The organism is Pseudoalteromonas sp. SR41-7, from assembly GCF_014163935.1.
Taxonomy (GTDB): Bacteria; Pseudomonadota; Gammaproteobacteria; order Enterobacterales; family Alteromonadaceae; genus Pseudoalteromonas; species Pseudoalteromonas distincta.
Genome location: NZ_JACJEF010000012.1, coordinates 32,995 through 52,885 on the forward strand (window position 1 = coordinate 32,995; position 19,891 = coordinate 52,885).

A 19,891-nucleotide genomic window follows, 5' to 3' on the forward strand; every position below is an offset into this window, starting at 1 on the left:
GTTAGGATTCATTTTTTATGATCAAATCTATCACTGTTACTAAAAAGAATTATACCGACTATGCTGATTTTGCAATAAAAAGGTTGTGTACGCCTCAAGGTAAAAAAGACTCAGGAGTTATAAAAAATGTGATTGTTTGGTTTGTAATAACTGTTGTTTTTATGACTATCTTTCAGGTCGAGTCTATTCGCCTTTCTGACTTTCATTGGCCAAGTGGGTTAATTGTAGCAGTGCCATTTTTAATATTAATTATTGTATTTTTATACAATAATCATAAGTTAAAAGAGCAATCAATCCCCAATGAAAATGGCGTAATGATTGGCAATAAAACAATTGAATTTCAAGCTGATGGCATTCGCGAGACTAATCATCTTGGAAGTTACTTTTATAAATGGCAAGCCGTTGAAGCAATGGAAGAAAATAAAGGCGATTTATATATATTTGTAGACAAGTTATTGGCTTTAATAATCCCAGCTAGCACATTTACAAACGAAGCCGAAAAAGAAGAACTAAAAGCATTTATTAAAGCTCATATTTAGTCATGCGTCATTTTATAAATATTTACACCGTCTTAGTGTTTATTTTAATGCTTATACCTATTTCATCAATGGGAAGTGAAAAACCAGCTAACACTACCGATGAAAAATGGGGCAAGTATCTAGAGCATAGAGCTGCTTGGAATAAAATGCTTAAAGAGCGTTATGAAAATAAGTTAAAGCATACTCCGCCAAAACCGCCTTGGATTAAATTTCCAAATTATCATCCGAGCGATATATTTTGGAGAATGGGTGACGGCGAAAGCTACATAAGTGACTATTTCTCTATCTATTTTCAGTACGCTTCTAAGGCTGAAATAAATGCTTATAAGATTAAATATCCTGAACACTCAGATTGGCGTGGAACATATAAGCGCTTTGAACACTAACTAAAAAGTACAGCTATGCTTTCAGATAACTAATTTGATTGTGGCGCTTATTCACAGTGCTATTAACTCACGCTAATAGCACATATCAGTTTTTAGACGCTACTCCAAATGAGCATCATCAGGCTTTTTAGGTTTACTCGCTACTTCGGTTAAGCCGTTTTGGCAATCGCCGCTGTCGCAGGTATTTAAATCGCTTTGTGCTTGTTTATCTTGTTGCAGAACTTGTTTTAAATCTTCCATGCGTTGGCGCACGGCTACGCCGTAGCTGGCGTCGTCTCCCCATAACGCAGCAAGTTGCAGTACTGCAGCGCGGTCGTGGTCTCTAAATAGCTTACCAGCACGCTCTGCATCTTGCTTAGTGTTACCTAGTAACTCGAGTGCTTCTACGGCAAGGTTAATAGCTGAGTCGACTGTTTCGCGGTTAAACGCATCTACTTTTAAATTAAGTAACTGATACGCATGGCGGCGGTCGATTGCGCGAGCAACTATTTTAAGCTGCGGGTAGTTTTTATGCGCGAGCTTAATTATCTCAATGGTTTTATCGGGGTTATCAATTGCAATTACCAGCATTTGCGCGGTGTGCGCGCCTGCGGCTTCAAGGAGTTCTTGGCGTGCTGCATCGCCATAAAATACAGTATTGCCAAAACGGCGTAGTAATTCTATTTGGCTAGGGCTGTGATCAAGTACGGTAATTTCGTAGCCTTGCGCGTGCAGTAAACGCCCCATAATTTGGCCAAAACGTCCGTAGCCCGCAATAATTACGTGCTTAGCGGTGCTAATTTGCTCTGGCTTATCAAACTCAGGCAGAGCACTGCTGCTGCGTTTTTGTATTTGCTCATAAACCATAAGTAATAACGGCGCTATTAGCATTGATACCGCCACAACTAAGGTAACAAGGCTGGTTTGCTCGGGCGTTAAAATACTTAAGGTGGTGGTTACGCTTAACAGTACAAAGGCAAACTCCCCCCCTTGGGCAAGCGCTAAGGCAAATAATAATTGCTGTTTACTGTTAATTTTAAAGGTAACGGCAAGGGCAAATAAAATGCAGGCTTTAACCACAATGAGTAAAACCACTAAGCCTATAACAGTACTAAACTCGTTAAATAGCAGTTCAAAGTTAATTGATGCGCCAACAGTTATAAAAAACAATCCTAAAAGTAAGCCTTTAAAGGGTTCTATATCGGCTTCTAATTCGTGTCTAAACTCACTCTCGGCAAGTACCACACCCGCTAAAAAAGTACCCAAAGCAGGTGATAAACCAATGCTTTGCATAACCAGCGCAATAGCGACCACTAAAAACAGTGCAAAAATAGTAAATATTTCACGCATGTGTGTTTGGGCAATGTATCTAAATAACGGCGCCGATACATATTTACCGCCGGCAATAATAGCGGCAATAACCGCAACCGATACACATACTTGTTGCCATACAGGCCAGCTTGCAATAATCGAGTCGCTGATTTCTTTTGTGCTAGTTTGCGGGGCAAATGCAAGCAGTGGTAATAGGGCTAAAATAGGAATAATGGCGATGTCTTGAAACAGCAATACCGAAAATGCGTTTTGTCCGGCTTCTTGCTTTAGCCAGCCTTTTTCTTCAAGGCTTTGCAATACAATAGCGGTAGAGGAGAGCGCCAGCATTAAACCAATGGCGAGTGCGGTTTGCCAATGCATAGCAAAAAACCAATAACAAAACGCAAAAATAGCCGCTGCCGATAGCACAACCTGTAAGCCGCCAAGCCCTAAAATAGAGTGGCGTAATGTCCATAAACGCGAAGGTTGTAGTTCAAGACCAACTAAAAACAGCATCATTACTACGCCAAATTCAGCGAAGTGCATTACATCAGTTTGATCGCCCACAACACCCAGCGCATAAGGGCCAATGAGTATTCCGGCAATTAAATAACCTAATACTGAGCCAAGTCCGACTCGTTTTGCAATAGGCACAGCGACTATGGCTGCTGCTAAGTAAATTAAAGCAATTTCTAACACGCGTTTATCCTAATAACATCAAGGCTTTTAGAATGGCTTAGCTGCTTATAAAATACAATGGATTATATGGCTCAAAGTTGCTTATTTATCAGTAGCTATAACACTAATGGTTATAACTACTGGGCTAAAAATAGCACTTTATGTTGAAGGACTTATTTGGGGGCTAAATATTACAAATACTTATAATTGCTGAGCTTGGTTGGCCTGAATCAGAATGGTAAATAGTAATGTTTGAGCTGATTGTATTTTCAACGCTTGTTTCAATTACTGTTACTTCAAATTCGGCAGATGCAGGTAGGTCGATATCTAATTCGCTATCGAAGTAAGTACTTCCGCTTTTTTGTAAAGTAAGTGGTTTTGTTTGATCAAAGCTAAATTGAAAGCTATCTGACGCTAAAAGTGTATCTACCATGTTAAAGCGTAAATTAACGGTGTCGGGGCCTGAAAACTCAGCACACACAAATACCGAAACCTCAACAGCTTGTAAAACGGGCATGCTATTTTGGCCTATATCCACAGTAAAGTTGCTTTGCGTAATTGCTACAGAGTTATATACCCCTGTTGCGAGTCTTTCGTCTGCGGTGGTTATCGTTATTTTTTCACCTTGTGCTAAATTAACCTCTTCATCAAAAAAGCCGTTTGTGTTGGTAGTGTACTGCAGTCCATTAATTATTAGCTGTGCATTACTTATAGCCGCTTTTTGCACATTAGTGAGTAGCCCTTTAATGCGACCGGTAAGTTGTGCAGAGTTGGTTACTGTAATTGAAAATTGCACACTTTTTGAAAATCCATCAGCATCAGTTGCGACAACGGTTAACGTGTAATTGCCCGTCATATCGGCGATAAATTCGGTAATACTTTGGTTTGTATTGCTTAAGCTGGTGCTCGAGCCTGAAGGCGCTGATAGCGTCCAAGCGTAATCGAGAGTGGTTCCCTCTGGGTCGTAACTTTGGCTTACATCAAATTTAACTGCATTGCCCACTACATCGTAGCGTGATTGCTCCCCCGTGAAGCTAATTACTGGCAATGCGTTTTGTATTACATCAATTGTTAGGGTTTTTGTGTCGGAGTACTGCACGCCATCGTTAGTGCGTAACAAAATAACCACTTGCCCCTCGACTGATGCGCTAAACGTTGGTTTTGATATTGTATTACTGCTAAGCGTTGCTTGGCCTTGCGACGAAATGATTTCCCATTGGTAGCTTAGTGGTTGGCCTTCTGGATCGTAACTATTGGAAGCATCAAGTAAAACTTGTTCATCAACCGTTATAGAGGTTTCATAAGTTACCAAAGTGATAGGCTTTTTATTGCTACTGGCATGCAGTACAGAGGTTGCTTGGTTTGAGCTTAATTGCCCATCAGACACTGTAAGCACTACAACGTAGTCGCCTTCTTTATCGGCAATAATAGAGGGTGCTGCTGATGTGTTGTTAGTGAGTTGCGATGCACTATTTACAGGCTTAGCTTGTAACTGCCAGTTATAACTCAGCGTATCTCCGTCTGGGTCGCTACATTGTTGGCACTGCAAAGTGGTAGATTCGTTTAACGTAATATCACGTTCGGATTCAAGTGTTGCAACGGGGGCTTTATTACTTGTGGTAACAGTTAAAGTAACTGATGCGGTATCACTTTCGTTTTGTTGATCGGTAACAGTGAGTGAAAGCGTGTAATCTCCAGCTGTTGACGCTGAAAACCCAGCGGTATGATTTTGCATGTTTGAAAGAGCAGGCGTGCTGCCCTGGGGTTTTGATGTAATTGCCCACGCATAACTAAGCGTATCGTTTTTATCGGGATCAGTGCTTTGGTTACCATAAAGTGTAACAACTTCATTTGGGGCAATTGTTTTATTTTCTACGTTTATAACCGCTTGTGGCGATGAGTTAGAATTAAGCGATTCACTTTTTATGAGTACAACAGTGCTTGCCGTATCACCTTGTGAATCAGTAACGGTAAGCTCAACTTTAAATTCGCCTATTTCGTCGGCAACAAACTGGCTTTTAACTTGAGTCGCATTTTCAAGCGTTGCATTACTTGCTACGGGCTTGGTAATAAATTGCCATTTGTATTGATTAATGGCGCCGCTGGTTGTGCTACTTTGCGCGCCATTTAAAAGCACAACATCACCTTGTTTAACGGTTTGTGTGCTACCTGCGTTAGCCGTTAGTTGGGTATTTGCAGTAACGGTGAATTGTTTTTGTGCAGGACTGCTTGAAAGCTTGCCGTCACTCACGGTTAATACTAATTGGTATTCTTGTGCTTCAGATACTGAAAACTCAACGGTACTTTCGTTATTAACCGTAATCGGTATTTCTACTTGTTCGTTTTTGCTGGTTAATTGCCATTGATAGGTGAGTGCATCGCCATCGGGGTCACTACTTTGTGCTGCGCTAAAAACGAGGGTGGTATTTACTTTAAACTCCGATTGCTCGGTGGTAATAACCGCAATAGGCTTTGTGTTAGTGCTGAGCGGTTTAGTTACTGTTTTGGGGTCTGAACCTCCAGAGCCACATGCAACAAGCGTGAATAGAGTAGTGATTAGAATTAAGAGTTTCCATTTCATAATATTAATATCCTTTTAATAAGTTGAATATTAATATGTACCTAAATTAGATATAAAGCAAAAAAATAAATCAAATAAGTACTTTTTCATCATTTTAGGAAAGAGTTAACGCGAAACAGTGCTGCTTTTAAATAACTTATACTTTGAGAGGAGTGCTTTATGCCCAGATTGAGAGGGCATAAAGCATATAAAATGGTAGTTAAATAACGCTTAAATAAAGTTAGTCAGCTACTTTTACTGAACCGCTAATATTATCGATACTTACATCGCCCGAGCCCGACTCAGTAATAGTCAGCCCCTTTGCATGATTAACGCGAATATCACCCGAACCGTCTTCAATTGTTACGCTTGAGCCAATATGCTCAATAAGCAGGTCGCCAGAGTTATCATCTACATTAACAGCACCGCTTATATTATTGATTGTTATATCACCCGATCCATCTTCAACGTTTAGCGAACCGCTTATGTTGCTCACGTGCATTTCGCCAGAACCATCGTCAATAGTTGCATTGCCACTTACGTTGTTTATATGAATACTGCCAGAGCCGTCGGTTAATTCTAAATTACCTGCGATGTTTTCAAAGTTTACTTCACCTGATCCATCGTCAACAGTTAGGTTTTTAGCACCGCTTATCGTTAAATTCCCCGAGCCGTCTTTTACATCAATATTGCTTTGCATAGCACTTATAAAAATGTCGCCAGAGCCATCATCAATATCTAAATTTAGATTACTTGGTACAGTAACCACTAAATTAATACTTGGAGATTGACCACTGTAAAAGCTAATACCATTACGACTTTTATTTTGGGCAACAAGCCTTGCTTGTTTACCGTCTTGCTCCAGCGTTAGCTCGTATTCGTCTTCAATGTCGGCTGTGTAAATAGTGGCATCAACACTAATGCTGGTGGCCGTTTTTGAGCCTTTTATTTCAAGGCTACCTGCACCGCTTAATACATTTAAATATTCAAGATTATTGCTTGGCAGTGATAGCTGTTGAGTTTGCTTTACTGAGGCAACGCTTGGCGATATGTGAAATACACAGCCACTTAATAATAAAATGCCGCCAATAAGTGAAAGTGGTTTTGTAATGTTAGATACAGTTGATGAGCTCATGTTTAGTCCTTTGTATTTTTGTTTGTATTTATATAAACAATATAGAGCAAAAATGAGGCCGAAATGTAAGCTGTTGTTTTATATAGGGTGGTGGTTTTTTATGAAAGTTTAAATACTAATAAGTGGTTAAAATAACTAACTATTAATAAAAAAGGATGCGCGATGCATCCTTTGTTTAATTTAGAAACTTTAACTGTGGTATTAATGTGCTCTGAAGTAGCTTATTTGTTGCTTAATTTTTTCAGCTAATGTCATTAGTTCACTTGCCGAATTTACAGTACTTTGCGTGCGAGACTCACCCTCTTTAGCGAGTTGGCTTATAGAGTGTAGGTTTTGAGTGATTTCTGCAGCAACGGTGCTTTGTTGATCTGTTGCCTCAGCTATATTATTTGATGAGCGAGTTAGATCACCAATACTTTGAGTGATTAAGTTAAGTTGCTCTCCTGTTTTTTCGCCCTCTTCAGCTGATTTAATACCCAACTGACGGCTTTGTTCCATTTGTTTAGTTGCGGCGGTAACTTGTATTTGTAGCTGTTCAATTGTTTGGCTAATTTCTAAAATTGATTTTTGAGTGCGCTGCGCTAATGTTCTAACTTCATCGGCTACAACTGCAAACCCTCTACCTTGTTCGCCAGCTCTTGCCGCTTCTATTGCTGCATTAAGTGCTAGTAAGTTTGTTTGCTCAGCAATCCCATTAATTACTTCGGTTACTTTACTTATTTCGTTACTCGCGGTGTTTACTTTTTCTACAGAGTTATGGCTATCATTTAACTGTTGGCTTAGTTGCATTAAATCATTAACAACTTGGGTTAATTGTGTTCGACCTAATTGAGCTTCTGCATCAACTTGTTGGGTTCGTTGAGCGCCTTCATTTGCGTTATTGGCTACATCTTTAATGGATACTGACATTTCTTCGATGGCGGTGGCTATTAGATCTGTTTGCCCCATCATTGCATGTGCTTCTTTGCCGTTAGTGAGTGCAATTTTTTTGGAGATGCCCGCTTGCTTTTCCAGCTCAACTACAGAGTTTTGTAAGGCGAGTATTAGTTTTTTGAGTTCAACCGACATGCTGCTTACACTCGCGGTAATTTGGTCTATTTCATTTTCACTATTTGTGTTGGTATTTAAAAAATGTTGTGACAAATCACCTTTACCTAATGCATCAACGCTACGTGTTAACTGTCTTAATGGTTTAAGTGTTTTTACTAGCACCCAAAAAAGTAAAATTGAGATAGCAAGGATCCCCCCAACAGACGTTATGCTGTTAACTACCATTAGTTTTATGCTTTCTTCAGTGAGTTCGCTTTCTTTTACACGACCAAGTAAGGTCCAATCCCACCCAGGTACCGTTTTACTGTAAGCAAACATCGGGGTGTTATTTTCACTATTGTATTTTAATGACAGACCTTTTTTAATTGCCTCTAGATTAAGCCCATCAAGTGCTTTGGAGTTCACTTTTGAGTCAACTGCGGCCTCTTTACCCGCTATAACTACATCATTTGTATTTCTGAAAACAAATAAGTTACCGCTTTCTTCAATTACTATTTTATTAACAGACTCTCTCAGCGATGCCAGTGCATCGTTTATATTAAAACCTATGTATAAAATACCAATTACTTGGTTTTGTTTATTTTTAATTGGTTGGTAAACAGTCATATACTCGTTGCCGAATAATTTAGCGTAACCTTCATAGCTTTGACCGTTCATAAGAGGCTGATAGCCTGGGTGTTTTTTTCCTAGGTATGTGCCAATAGCCCGTTGCCCATCACTCTTTTTTAAAGAGGTAGTAATACGAAAAAAATCATCCCCATCTCGCATAAATACCGTGGCGTTACCTCCGGTTAATTTAGCGTAATTTTCAACAATATCGATATTGTTATTAACCTGTGCACCATCATGTAAAAGAATAGGAACCATAGTATCTACGACCATTACTTTTTGATCGCTTTTTTTAAATTCACCAGGGTACATACCTTTAAATACGGTCGCATTGCGTTTTGCTATTGCAAGTAGGCTGTCGTATTGGAGTTCTAAAAGATCTGAAATAGCGGTTATTTCAGACTTAATCGCAGTTTCACTTTTTTCAGAAAGTGTATTAGCCGAGATTAAATAGGTAGATAGTCCCACTAAACTAAAAATACATAACGTTAAAGTGAATGCTAGGGCACCAATTTGTTTTGATATTGACCAGTTTTTATAGCTCATACTTCACTCCAAAGAAAGACGGTATTTATGCGTACTTAGTTTAATTATAGGCGTTTTAAGTTGTTTTTTGATGACTTACTAGCAACTAAATTAACCTAATAATCAATTTATTATATAAAAAAAATTTAATAATAATAAAAAGTTAGCAATTTATGTTGAAGGTGTTATTGCTGAATTTATTTGATTATAGCTAGGATGGTTATTTTTATTACTATTTTTTAAATATAAAAAATCCGATATGGCATGCCATATCGGATTTTAATTTAACTCATTAAATTTAAATTTAAATTAAAAGCTGTAAGTAATATTACCGTATAAGAAACGCCCGTCTAATCCGTAAGGTGCATACGGTGTGTACGGGAATATTTGGCCAAAGTCAGAGTAACCAATGTTATCCACGGTTGCTTGTGGGTACTGATCGAATAAGTTGTTTGCACCAACGGCAAATTTCCAATATTCGTCTGGACGGTATGCCACTTCTAGGTCGGTGATCCATTTAGGGTCTAAGTATTCATCGCGATCAGCTGTAGTTGATATGTCAGCGACTTCACCATAACGTGTGGCACGAAGCGTTGTTTGCCATTCGTTAAAGTTCCACACTGCTGATAGGTTCCATTTGCTATCTGGCGTGCCTTCTTCAAAGCGACCTACTTCACGACGCGCAAACACTACGTAGTCGTCACCTAGTGAGTTAAGTTCGCTTGGGTTGTCGTTTACGTGTGTTACTTCGGTGTCGTTAAAGTTAGCTGCTACGTTTAGGCGTAAATCACCTAAGTTGTCTAAATCTAGGTTATAAGTGGCAACTATATCTACACCTTGCGTGCGTGAATCGATAGCGTTGGTAAAGTAACGTACGCTTTCGGTATTTAGCTCACCGGCATTTTGTAGTATTTCTACTACGGCATCGCCCTCTAAGTTTTCAGACAATACAATACGGTCATCAATATCAATACGGTACGCATCAACGGTTAAGCTAAAGCTGCCTTGCGTGTACATAAAGCCCGCAGTAACGTTTACTGACTCTTCAGCATCTAACGGCTGAGCACCGAGTGCTTGCGCTGCGGCTGAATCGGTTGGGAATAAACCAACTTCAAATGGTTGGTTGTTTTCAAGTACTGTTGATATTTGGCGGTACGAGCTTTGCGCTAAAGATGGCGCACGGAAACCGGTGCTAATTGCACCGCGCAGCGATAGGTTTTCAGTAATGCTGTAACGCGAGGCAAGTTTAGAGGTAAATGTGTCGCCAAAGTCGCTGTAATCTTCATAACGACCCGCTAAAACGACGTTCCATTTTTCTGTTAAGTAGGTATCAAACTCAACAAATAAAGCGATGTTATGACGGCTTTCGTCAGTCGCACTTTCTGGTCCAAAACCAGCAAGTACTTGCGCGCCACCGGCTGCAATTGGGTTACCGTCGCTATCAAGTGCGGTGATGTAAGACGCTTCTTCGCCTTCTTCTATTTTGTAGCTTTCGTGGCGGTATTCAGTACCTACGGTAAAAAATACGTCATCAGGTAAGCCTAAATCGAGTGTGGTATTGGCTGTTGCGTTTACTAAAAACTGATCGTAAACCAGTGCACCGTTGTCAAATTCGGTTGGGCTGTCGGCACCTAGTGATGTGTTTATACTATTTACAACACCAAAGCCAAAGTCGTTACGGCCGTAGTTGGTACTTACATCCCATGTCCAGTCGTTAGTTTCGCCTTTTAAGCCCAGTGCAAATGAGTAGTCTTGTACGTCTGTTTCAATCTGCGGCAAAAATCCATCTGGGTACACTTCTAAAACGTTACGGCTGTCTTTTGCACGGCGGTAAAAACCACCTGAATTACCTTCACGCTTTGAGTAGCTACCAAATGAATAAAGGTTTAAGCCGTTATCAAAGTCGTAACCCATGTTGTAAAGCAACGCGTAATCTTCAAGGTCTGCTTTACCAAAACGGTGGTTGTAACGATCGATAGTAAATTCGCGTGGGTCTAGGCTGCCATCATCAAGACGGCTGTATTGTTCGCGTGGGTCAAAGCCTGAGCGCTGCGTTGAGTCGTTATCGCGGTATTCAATTGATACGTTTACAAAGCCGTTATCAGATAACGCAAAACCAGAGTTTGCGCTGACAGTGCGTGTTGCACCGTCGTTTACTTCTCTGTCGCCACCGGTATTAAAGGCTAAGTCGCCGTTTGCATCTGCGTAGGTGCTTTCTAGCTGAGGTACGCCAGCCATTTGAGTATCGTATTTACCGTACGTTACGCTAACGCTGCCGCCTTCTGAGGCATCTTTAAGTACAATGTTAATTACCCCAGCAATTGCATCAGAACCGTACTGTGCGGCTGCGCCATCACGAAGTACTTCAACACGTTTAATTGCAGAGGTTGGGATCATGTTCAAATCAACAGCGGTAGAGCCTCGACCAACAACACCTGCTAAGTTTAATAGCGCACCGGCATGGCGGCGCTTACCGTTTATAAGTACTAATGTGTGATCGGGTGCTAATCCACGTAAAACAGCTGGTTTTGCATGGTCAGTACCATCACCCATAGTGGCACTTGGGTAGTTAAAGCTAGGTACTTGGTTTGCTAGTATTTGGCTTATTTCTAGCTGACCCGTACTTTGCATATCACCGCTGGTAATAATATCTACAGGTACTGAGCTTTCGGCAATACTGCGTAAGCTACGGCGAGTACCTGTTACTGAAATCACTTCAATGCTTTTTTCGGCTTGAACATCTTGTTCTGCAGCAAATACAGAAGAATAGGGTGCACTAAGTGCAGAAGAAACGGCCAGGCTAAGTGCTACTTTTTTGGCTGATAATGGCTTTAACATGATGTTGATTCCCTTGAGGGCTGCTGACTATTGATTTTAAAAAGGAGCGCATCATATAGAAGCGACTACCCTAGTGCAAAGATAAAAACTATCTAAGATATTCTAAGTTGTTAACAAGTAAGGTCACTGTCTACGCGTGATATAGGCGTTTGGATCGTTGTAGTTGCAATCTTGTGTCGAATGGTTGCGAATTCAAGGGGATTTTAGATAAAAGTTAGTAAGACGTAAAAAGGCCAAGCAAATGCTTGGCCTTTCAATTTTTTAAATTTAGTAATTTAAATTATTCAGGGGCAACTTCAAGCGTTGTAAATAATGCATAACGTCCTGCATCTACGCCTTCTTCATTTACGGTAACCTTGTTAGAGGTTTCGATTAGGTATAGGCCTGGCTCTTTCCACGTAATTGTAAACATACCGTCTTTATCGGTCGTTACTTTTACTTCGCCACGCTCGTTACGGTAGCGTGTGTCGCCTTTTAAAATACTTACTTCAACGCCTTCACCAGCAGATTTACCATCTTGTAGTAACTGAAAACGTGCTTGTTCACCTACAAATAAATCGTTTGGATGCGTTGGACCGCTAAGCTCAAGGCCTAAACCAAGTTGTGCAGGTTTTGAGGTGCCATTTCGGCTTACAAATGTATCTACTGTTGAAACAACCTTCGTTGTGGTTACATCTTTTGCATTGCTAGGTAACTCGGCTTCTGTTTTTTTACCAAATACGCGCTTGCGCTTACCTTCTTCGTTTTTATAGAAGGTCATGTACATTGGCTTTTGGGTCATTGCAATGTGGTAAGTGCCTTGCTCTGTTAAGCTTACCGCAGCTGAGCTTTTACGCTTTAAGTAATAAGCACGAATGGTGTCGCTTACTGGCTCACCATTAGGCGCAAGTGCCATTAATAATGTGTCGTCGTACTCGGCGCCTTTTTCTTTAGGTTTAAAGGCTTTGTCTGGTGCAAACATTTCGTTAGAGATACTAGCGTCAATCATTACGTAATGCGCTTTATCGCCTGATAAAGATGTATGCGAAGGTAGTAACCAACGTCCGTGTGCACTTGCTGAAGTTGACACTAAAGCAGATAAGCTCAATGCGCCGATTAATGCCGTTTTTAATAAATTAATTTTCATTGTATTTCCTTAAATTCAAATGATTAAGTAGCAGCTACTTAGTGCTTACAGTGACGAAGCTTTTAGAAAACTCGTTTTTACCATCAATTGTTAGTTTGCCTGATTTAGTTAAATCGAGCTCAACGCGGGTGTAGTCTCTGCCGCCTTCTTCGCGTACAACTTCAATATTTAGTAAGTATTTACCTGGTTTTACTGGGTTACCGTCTAAATCATTACCTTGCCAATTTATGGTGTAAGTACCTGCGCGTTTTGTTGCGCCGCTAATGCCGTCAAAGTTGGCATCGCTTTTACCGGCTTTACGCCACCATTGGCGTAAGTCTTTAAACCATTCTGCTTTTTGCACCCAAAGTGCAAGCGTTGTAACGTGTTTGCGCTCTGGTGTTTCAAGCCAAACTGCAACGTATGGGCGGTGATACGGTTGTACTTCTAAGTCAGGAAGTGTTAATTCAACCTCTAGCTGTGGTGTTTTTGCATGCGCCGTTGTTTGAAAAAACGCAGCTACGAGCAGTAATGCGGCGCTTATAAATAATTTAAATTTAACCATTAAGACACTCCTTTTATTTGTGGAACCCAACATAAATAAATAACCAGTGGAGTTGCCACTCCGAGTACGGTTATCCATATTCCTGCTAAGCGTTTTTTTCTATTTTGAAACAAAATAATCATGCCGGTGATGGCAAATAAAATCATTAGTACGGCAGATATATCAATTACCCAACTCCATACTTCACCGCTGTGGCGGCCTTTATGTAAGTCGCCAATAAGGCTTAAAAAGCCACCTGTTTGGTAATCAAGATTTAGCTCGCCAGTTGTAAAATCAAGCTCTGCGTAGGCAAACCCAGCAGGCAGTGGGTAGTCGAGCATGACAAGCGCGTCTTCTTTTTCCCACTCAATGCTTTTTACTTTTGTAAGTGCATATTGCTCGGCTAGGTAAGCTTCTATTTCAGGGTAAAGCGTTGGCAGCGTATTTAGCTGCTCATTCGCTTTGGTAACTAGCTCTGCTGGAATTACCGCCGTTACTTGGCCATTATTTTTATCGTTTTTAAGCCAATCAATATGGTTGAGCACAATGCCGCTAACGCAAAATAAGATAAGCAAAAAAAACAAAGCTGTAGAAATATAAATATGTAGAGCACGGCTTGTGCTATACAAAGCCCGCTTGTTAATAAACGACATAAAAACAGTAAATAAATTAAATTTACAGCATGATAATGATTTGCATTAGCTATTACAAATTTACTTACTTATCTTTACATAAAAACTTTAAAACAAAGGCGGTAAGCAGGTAAAAAATGAATATTTAACGCTTAGGAGGGCTGGAAGGTCTTAAAATAAGGTAAATCATTACCAATACTTCTATTACTGCAACGAGATAAATAACCCAAATAGGGGCGGCTGAATACAGTAAAATGTAAATCCAATTAACATGCCAATGGCGGCGTAGCATTTGGCTTTTACAGGCACTACTTTATGGGCTTGCCATTGCTGCAAAGTTACACCGTAACGAGGGTGGTTTAACAGCCATTGTTCAAGCGCGGGTGATGAGCGAGTAAAGCAGGTGAGCGCTAAAATAAAAAATATAGTGGTAGGCATGACCGGCAGCACAATGCCAATAATACCCAAGGCTACAAGTATTAAGCCAAGTGCTTTAAACCATAAGTTTTTATAACAAATAAACACTGCTTTTATATTCACTTAGGCTCTTTTTAGTAATGGCTGATACTTTCGATTGTAGGCCAAATAGTTATAAAATCGAAGTGTAAAAACATAAAAAAGGGCAAACTAAGTTTGCCCTTTTAAATTTATAAAATAGGTTTTACTTATCTAGAAGTAGTAACCTACGTTGATGTTAAAGCGACGCTCTGTATCGCCATCACCAATAATTGTTCCGCCAATAAATGGCTGGTTACGTGCTTGAATAAAGTCAAAGTACGTAAATAACGGGCCTGCTGATACGCTCATACCTGTTACGTTCATCCATGTATCTGCACTGTCGTCAGATTTGTCATAAATGATCCCGTAATCGTTGTAAAACTGTACGCCTGTTATAGGGCCTAAATCAACCGATAGGTCGTAAGCTACGTTAAAGTTAGTCATGGTAGCTTCGCTTGATACGGTGTCGTAGTAGTCAAACGCACCTACAACAAAGCGGTTGCTGTTGTCGTCTAGGTCGTAGTCGTACTCACCGTGCTGAAATTGAATATTCCAGTTATTTATTTGGCTGTTTACGTGGAACGCCCATGCGCCGTAGTTACCTGCACGGTCGTTACCATCATGTAAGCCACCGCTTAATAGTGATACACCCACATCGGTTTTAGCGTTTTCGCCATGCTCAATTTGGTACACTGTACGAGCTGCAAATGTGTTGTATTCACCAAGGCGAGAGCCAGGTGCATCGTATGTGCCTTCGGTTGTTGCACGGCTACCAACTATATCAAAAGAGTAACGCTCGTTAACTTCAGAGCTGCCATCAACGCCGCCTACTTCATCATTTTTGAAAAAGCCTAGGTCTAGTTTCCAGTTATCTTTTAGTTTACGGTTTACTGTTACACCCAAGTCAAAGTCGTCTTCTAGGCCAACATAGTAGTTAGTGCTAAAAAAGTAGCTGTGTGAGTTGTATGGGCCATTACCAAAAGGGACAGGTGCAATACCAGCTTGTGCTTCCCAGCCATCAGTAAATTCGTAACCTAAGTATGCATACTTAACAATGGTCATGTAATCGTAAAAGCGAAAATCACCATTAACAGAAATATCGTTTATTTCGCCAGATAAGTTAATGCGAAATACTTCAAAGTCTAAGTCGCCGCTACGATCTTGAGTGTCTTCATCGTATGAATTAGTGCTGTAATTAAAACGCACTGCGCCACCAATTTTAACGCCTTCGTCTTTTTTCTCAGATTCGGCGGCAGCAACAACAACTTCTTTGTTATCAGCTTTTTTACTAATTTTTGCAACTTCTTGCTTGTGTTGCTCATTAATTTTTTGCTGTTTTGTTTTTTCATCAGCTAACTTATTTTCAAGCAGTTGCATTTGTTGCTTTAACTGCTTAAGTTGGCTTTGTAACGTGTCTAGATCATCAGACGCATAAGAAGTACTTGTAACACCACCTAGAACTAGTGCTAGTGTTAATTTTGAGAGTTTAGTCATAATTGCCGCTCAGATTTTGATTAAAAAATAAAAAATTCAAGACGTAAAAAAACGCCTTACGTTTAGGGTAAGTACAAAAACTATGTATTTTTTTTATTATTTATTCTTTAGGAGCTTGAGTAAGCGCACCAACTTCTAGAAGGGGCGATGCATCTAATTTATCTGCATCCATCATTGCGGCTACACGCTGCATTGATGAGAGTAAAAGGCTCTGTTCCCATTCAGCAAGTGCAGAAAACTTTTCAATAAAGTGTTCTTGCAATGGCTGAGGTGCTTTATCAAGTAACTCTTTTCCTTTATCGGTGAGGTATAAGCTCACTCTGCGTTTATCCATTTGACTGCGTACGCGTGTTACTAAGTTTCTGCTTTCTATTCTGTCGAGAATATTGGTGACCGTTGCTGGGCTTAAATTTACATTTTGAGCAATACGGCTCGCCGTTATTCCATCGGTTTTTTGCACTTCTTGCATTATAAGCAATTGTGGGCCAGTTAAACCCGAAGTTTTATTTAGCTGCTTAGAATGTAAGTCAATCGCGCGGATAACTTTACGTAAAGAAACCAATAACTCGTCATATTTTTGCATTTGCTTATCTCGTCGATGGGGCGGTAGTTTGCCGTAATCGCGAAATGTTACACATCAAATAAATTGAATTCAAATAATATATTGTACTTTAGCCCGCTTTTATTGGTTTTTAATAGTTAGAGCAGTAACTAATGTAAAATTATATTGTTTAAATATTGGTAAATTTTCTTAGCACCTTGTGTGCATTAAGTTGCGCACAGTACGTATGTTGTGAATAATTGGCAAGTCTTATTGTATAGACTTTAGTATTATTCATTTACAGCTGTTAGTACAAAGTAATTGTTTGTGAGTTTACTGTATATGTATTAATCGGCAATGAACAAATTCAGCAATCAATATTTAATATCAATAGCGTATACTTTAAGCATGCATTATTGTTTAGATGTAAACATTAAAAATCTTTAGTATCAGTATTATAGGGGAAGGTATGAAATTATCGCCATCAGTTAGCATTGAGCAAAGCGAATCCGGACTTGAGTTTATTAAAGTAGCTAGTGAAAAGTGCGACGCAAAAATATTTTTGCAAGGTGGGCAAATTACCGAGTTTATCCCTAAAAATAACAAGCCACTTATTTGGGTTTCACAAGAGGAAACCTATCAAGAAGGGGCGAGTATTCGAGGCGGTATTCCTATTTGTTGGCCGTGGTTTGGTACACACGCTAATGATGGGTGGCCTGCCCACGGTTTTGCGCGCACAAGCGTATGGCAAGCCGATGAAGTACACGAATCTGATGAGCAAATTACAGTTAGTTTAAAGCTCCCCATGAAACTTGTTAATACAACGTATTGGCCGCATCAGTCCGCATTAAAAGTTGAGTTTATATTAAGCGATAAATTACAGGTTCGCTTAACGACCACTAACTTAGGAAGTGTGCCATTTAGCTTCACTCAAGCACTGCATACCTATTTTCCAACCTCAGATATTACAAACACCCATGTTGATGGTTTGCAAGGCGCGCAATATATTGAGTTTAGTGAAGGGCCATTTGTACAAAATGATGTTGTAAGCTTTAATCGCGAAACCGACATGGTTTATACACAAGCAAGTACAATGCAAAGCATTAATACGCCAGAAGGTGTTATTAATGTGAGCCGCGAAAACTCAAGTTCGTGTGTGCTGTGGAACCCATGGATAGAAAAGTCAAAACGCTTATCTAACTTTGCTGATGATGAATATAAAACAATGCTGTGTCTAGAGGCCGCTAATGTACTGACAGATAAAGTAACGCTTGAGCCAAAACAAAGCCACACATTAATAACCACCATTAGTTGGTAAGCTAGTCATAATTAAAAGCAGAAATAGGGACAAATAGTGTTTAACAATCAACAAATAATGGATTTGCCAAAGCATAGTGATATTAGCTTTAAGCCATTGGCTGATAAAGCCTTATTACATACACAACTTAGCTCGCTTCTGTTTTATGTACCGCTAATTGGAGCGCTTATTGCTGTTTGTTATTTTAATGAAGCCTTTGCTAATAATGCACAAACGTATTTGCTAATTGGTATGCCAATTTTGGTAGCCGTATCTATGGCGTACAACATAATAAGTGTGAGGTTGCGAGGTTTTGCAGTACGAGAACATGACATTGCTTTTAAAAAAGGCGTTATTTGGCAACAAGTGACGGTATTACCTTTAGCGCGTGTACAGCATATGGAAATACACCAAGGGCCAATAGAGCGAAAACTTAGTCTTGCGAGCATTAAATTATTTAGCGCTGGCGGTGTAAGTGCGGATTTACAAATTAGCGGGCTAACCCATGATGATTGTAAAAACATGCGCCAATTTGTACAAAACTACCGCCAAGACGACGCAACTACTCAGGCAGCTTTAGTCGATGAGTAATACAACTATCGAAGATAAAGCCAGCCCTATTTACTGGCAAAAAGTATCGCCCTGGGCACTTTTATATTTTGTTGTGCACTTTAGTGTGCGCTTTGTAAAAGATGGCCTTTTAAACTTACTGCCCATGCTAGTCGTATTTGTTACTCAAGTAGAAAATAAATTGTTTTGGGCGCAGGTTGCAGGCGGTATTGCACTAATTTTGCTACTTGTTTACTCATTTTTATATTATTTAAATTTTAAGTTTAGTATTAGTAGCGACAACGAAATATTGCTTAACAAAGGTGTATTTAAAAAAGAGCGACTTACGCTTAAATTTGGCCGTGTGCAAAACGTTAATATTGCCGAGCCGTTTTATTTTACCCCCGTAAACTTGGTTAATTGTATTTTTGATGCAGCTGGTAGTGTGTCGCAAGAAGTTGTTTTACCTGGTGTCACTAAAAATTATGCACAGCAAATGCGGAAACAAATATTTGATTTTAAAGCGCAGCAACAGCAAGAAGCACCAAATACTGAACAAAGCGAAACAGACACTATCGAAAACAGCCTAAGCATTAGCAATAAAGAAATAGCCAAATTTGGTTTAATGTCGAATATGGCCATTTTTGCAATGGCTGCTTTGGCCCCTTTTATAAACCTAATTGTTGATTTTTTAGAGAAGCAAATTATTGCGAAAGTAGAAGGCTTTTATCAACAAGAGCTTGGTATGCTGGCCAGCGCTGCTACCTTTGCGATGATCACCTTAATTGGTTTGTTAGTTGTGGTGGCTGTAATGCTATCGGTGACTATGTCGCTTATTCGCTTTTATAATTTTGAGCTTTATTTTAAAGGTCAAAAGTTTAAACGTATTGCTGGCTTGTTAGAGCGCCATCAGCTTTCGATGAGCATGGATAAAGTGCAATCTATTGTTATTAAACAAAACCTAATGGGGCGATTACTAAAGCGATTTACCGTTGAGTGTTTACAAGCAAGTAGCGGCGGAATAGCAGCCGGTGTGGCGGCTAAAAAAAATAAACAAACGTTAGTATTACCTGTATTAAATAGCGAACAAGTTGATAGTGTATGCCAATGGATTTACCCGTGGTTTAATAGTAAAAAACTCGCTTTTAAGCGCGCAGAGCGAGCGCTTTTGTATAAAAATTTAGGCTTTTATTCACTGTTACCCAGTGTATTAGTGTTTGGCTTTTGTTTTATTGCTGATATTAATACTTTGATAAGCCTTGGTGTTTTGGTGGTGTTTTCTGGCTTGGTGACTTTGTCGTATCAGCGTTATGGTTATTACATGCATGAGGATAATGGCCGATTTTACATGGTTGTACGCAAAGGTATGATTGGCGTTCATTACCGTGTTTTTGAACTTTATAAAGCGCAAAGTGCGCGCAGTATAAGTACGTACTTAATGAGAAAGTCAGGCTTAAAAAGCCTGTATATACAACTTGCTTCAGGCTTTGCGTTTATGCCCTATATAAAGCAGCAAGATGCTGACTTTATTATTGATTTTACAATTAAGCAGATTGAGTCAGATACTCGCAGCTGGATGTAAATTACCCTAATAAAACATGTGTAAATACCCATTTTCACA

Annotated in this window: 15 protein-coding genes and 1 pseudogene; 5 read left to right on the top strand and 11 right to left on the bottom strand. The window is 39.7% G+C overall.

Features of this window, described 5'->3' with window-relative positions:
* The first annotated feature begins 17 nt into the window (after positions 1-17).
* Complete coding sequence (locus tag H5092_RS15310; RefSeq protein WP_182696065.1) at positions 18-539, top strand: YcxB family protein; 522 nt, start codon at positions 18-20, stop codon at positions 537-539.
* Between the two features lie 2 nt (positions 540-541).
* The gene (locus tag H5092_RS15315; RefSeq protein ID WP_002960201.1) at positions 542-925 is read left to right on the top strand and encodes a hypothetical protein; all 384 of its coding nucleotides are present in this window, start codon (positions 542-544) and stop codon (positions 923-925) included.
* A 99-nt stretch (positions 926-1,024) separates the two neighbouring features.
* Here H5092_RS15315 and H5092_RS15320 read toward each other — a convergent pair whose 3' ends face one another.
* The 11 genes and pseudogenes from H5092_RS15320 to H5092_RS15370 all read right to left on the bottom strand — a co-directional run bounded on the left by H5092_RS15320 (position 1,025) and on the right by H5092_RS15370 (position 16,466).
* On the bottom strand, positions 1,025-2,914 hold the full coding sequence (locus H5092_RS15320; RefSeq protein ID WP_182733871.1) for a monovalent cation:proton antiporter-2 (CPA2) family protein: 1,890 nt from the start codon (positions 2,912-2,914) through the stop codon (positions 1,025-1,027).
* Positions 2,915-3,077: 163 nt separating this feature from the next.
* A complete protein-coding gene (locus tag H5092_RS15325) occupies positions 3,078-5,474 on the bottom strand; it encodes a PKD domain-containing protein (protein WP_182733873.1) in 2,397 nt (798 codons plus the stop codon).
* 220 nt (positions 5,475-5,694) lie between these two features.
* Complete coding sequence (locus H5092_RS15330) at positions 5,695-6,588, bottom strand: hypothetical protein (protein ID WP_182733875.1); 894 nt, start codon at positions 6,586-6,588, stop codon at positions 5,695-5,697.
* Positions 6,589-6,789: 201 nt separating this feature from the next.
* Complete coding sequence (locus H5092_RS15335; protein ID WP_024596101.1) at positions 6,790-8,793, bottom strand: methyl-accepting chemotaxis protein; 2,004 nt, start codon at positions 8,791-8,793, stop codon at positions 6,790-6,792.
* Between the two features lie 288 nt (positions 8,794-9,081).
* A complete protein-coding gene (locus H5092_RS15340; RefSeq protein ID WP_220492546.1) occupies positions 9,082-11,610 on the bottom strand; it encodes a TonB-dependent receptor in 2,529 nt (842 codons plus the stop codon).
* Between the two features lie 280 nt (positions 11,611-11,890).
* A complete protein-coding gene (locus H5092_RS15345) occupies positions 11,891-12,736 on the bottom strand; it encodes a DUF4198 domain-containing protein (protein ID WP_002960196.1) in 846 nt (281 codons plus the stop codon).
* A 34-nt stretch (positions 12,737-12,770) separates the two neighbouring features.
* Positions 12,771-13,280, bottom strand: a complete 510-nt coding sequence (locus H5092_RS15350) for a DUF2271 domain-containing protein (protein ID WP_024596098.1) — start codon at positions 13,278-13,280, stop codon at positions 12,771-12,773.
* Positions 13,280-13,912 (bottom strand): PepSY-associated TM helix domain-containing protein, encoded by a 633-nt coding sequence (locus tag H5092_RS15355; RefSeq protein WP_024596097.1) that lies wholly within the window; start codon positions 13,910-13,912, stop codon positions 13,280-13,282. The genes H5092_RS15350 and H5092_RS15355 overlap by 1 nt, the downstream gene beginning before the upstream one ends.
* Positions 13,913-14,036: 124 nt before the next feature.
* Positions 14,037-14,431, bottom strand: a pseudogene (locus tag H5092_RS15360) (YbaN family protein).
* A gap of 129 nt (positions 14,432-14,560) precedes the next feature.
* Complete coding sequence (locus H5092_RS15365; RefSeq protein ID WP_002960190.1) at positions 14,561-15,883, bottom strand: hypothetical protein; 1,323 nt, start codon at positions 15,881-15,883, stop codon at positions 14,561-14,563.
* A 100-nt stretch (positions 15,884-15,983) separates the two neighbouring features.
* Positions 15,984-16,466 carry a MarR family winged helix-turn-helix transcriptional regulator gene (locus tag H5092_RS15370; protein ID WP_002960189.1) on the bottom strand — a complete coding sequence of 161 codons (483 nt, stop codon included), beginning with the start codon at positions 16,464-16,466 and terminating at the stop codon, positions 15,984-15,986.
* Between the two features lie 427 nt (positions 16,467-16,893).
* On the opposite strand from H5092_RS15370, the gene H5092_RS15375 reads away from it, so the two are divergent.
* From H5092_RS15375 to H5092_RS15385, 3 genes are read left to right on the top strand one after another with little or no spacing between them, the layout of a single operon-like run.
* Positions 16,894-17,742, top strand: a complete 849-nt coding sequence (locus H5092_RS15375) for a D-hexose-6-phosphate mutarotase (RefSeq protein WP_024596095.1) — start codon at positions 16,894-16,896, stop codon at positions 17,740-17,742.
* Between the two features lie 36 nt (positions 17,743-17,778).
* A complete protein-coding gene (locus H5092_RS15380) occupies positions 17,779-18,312 on the top strand; it encodes a PH domain-containing protein (protein WP_024596094.1) in 534 nt (177 codons plus the stop codon).
* The gene (locus H5092_RS15385) at positions 18,305-19,852 is read left to right on the top strand and encodes a PH domain-containing protein (RefSeq protein WP_182733877.1); all 1,548 of its coding nucleotides are present in this window, start codon (positions 18,305-18,307) and stop codon (positions 19,850-19,852) included. Before H5092_RS15380 ends, H5092_RS15385 begins: the two co-directional genes overlap by 8 nt.
* Positions 19,853-19,891: the final 39 nt, after the last annotated feature.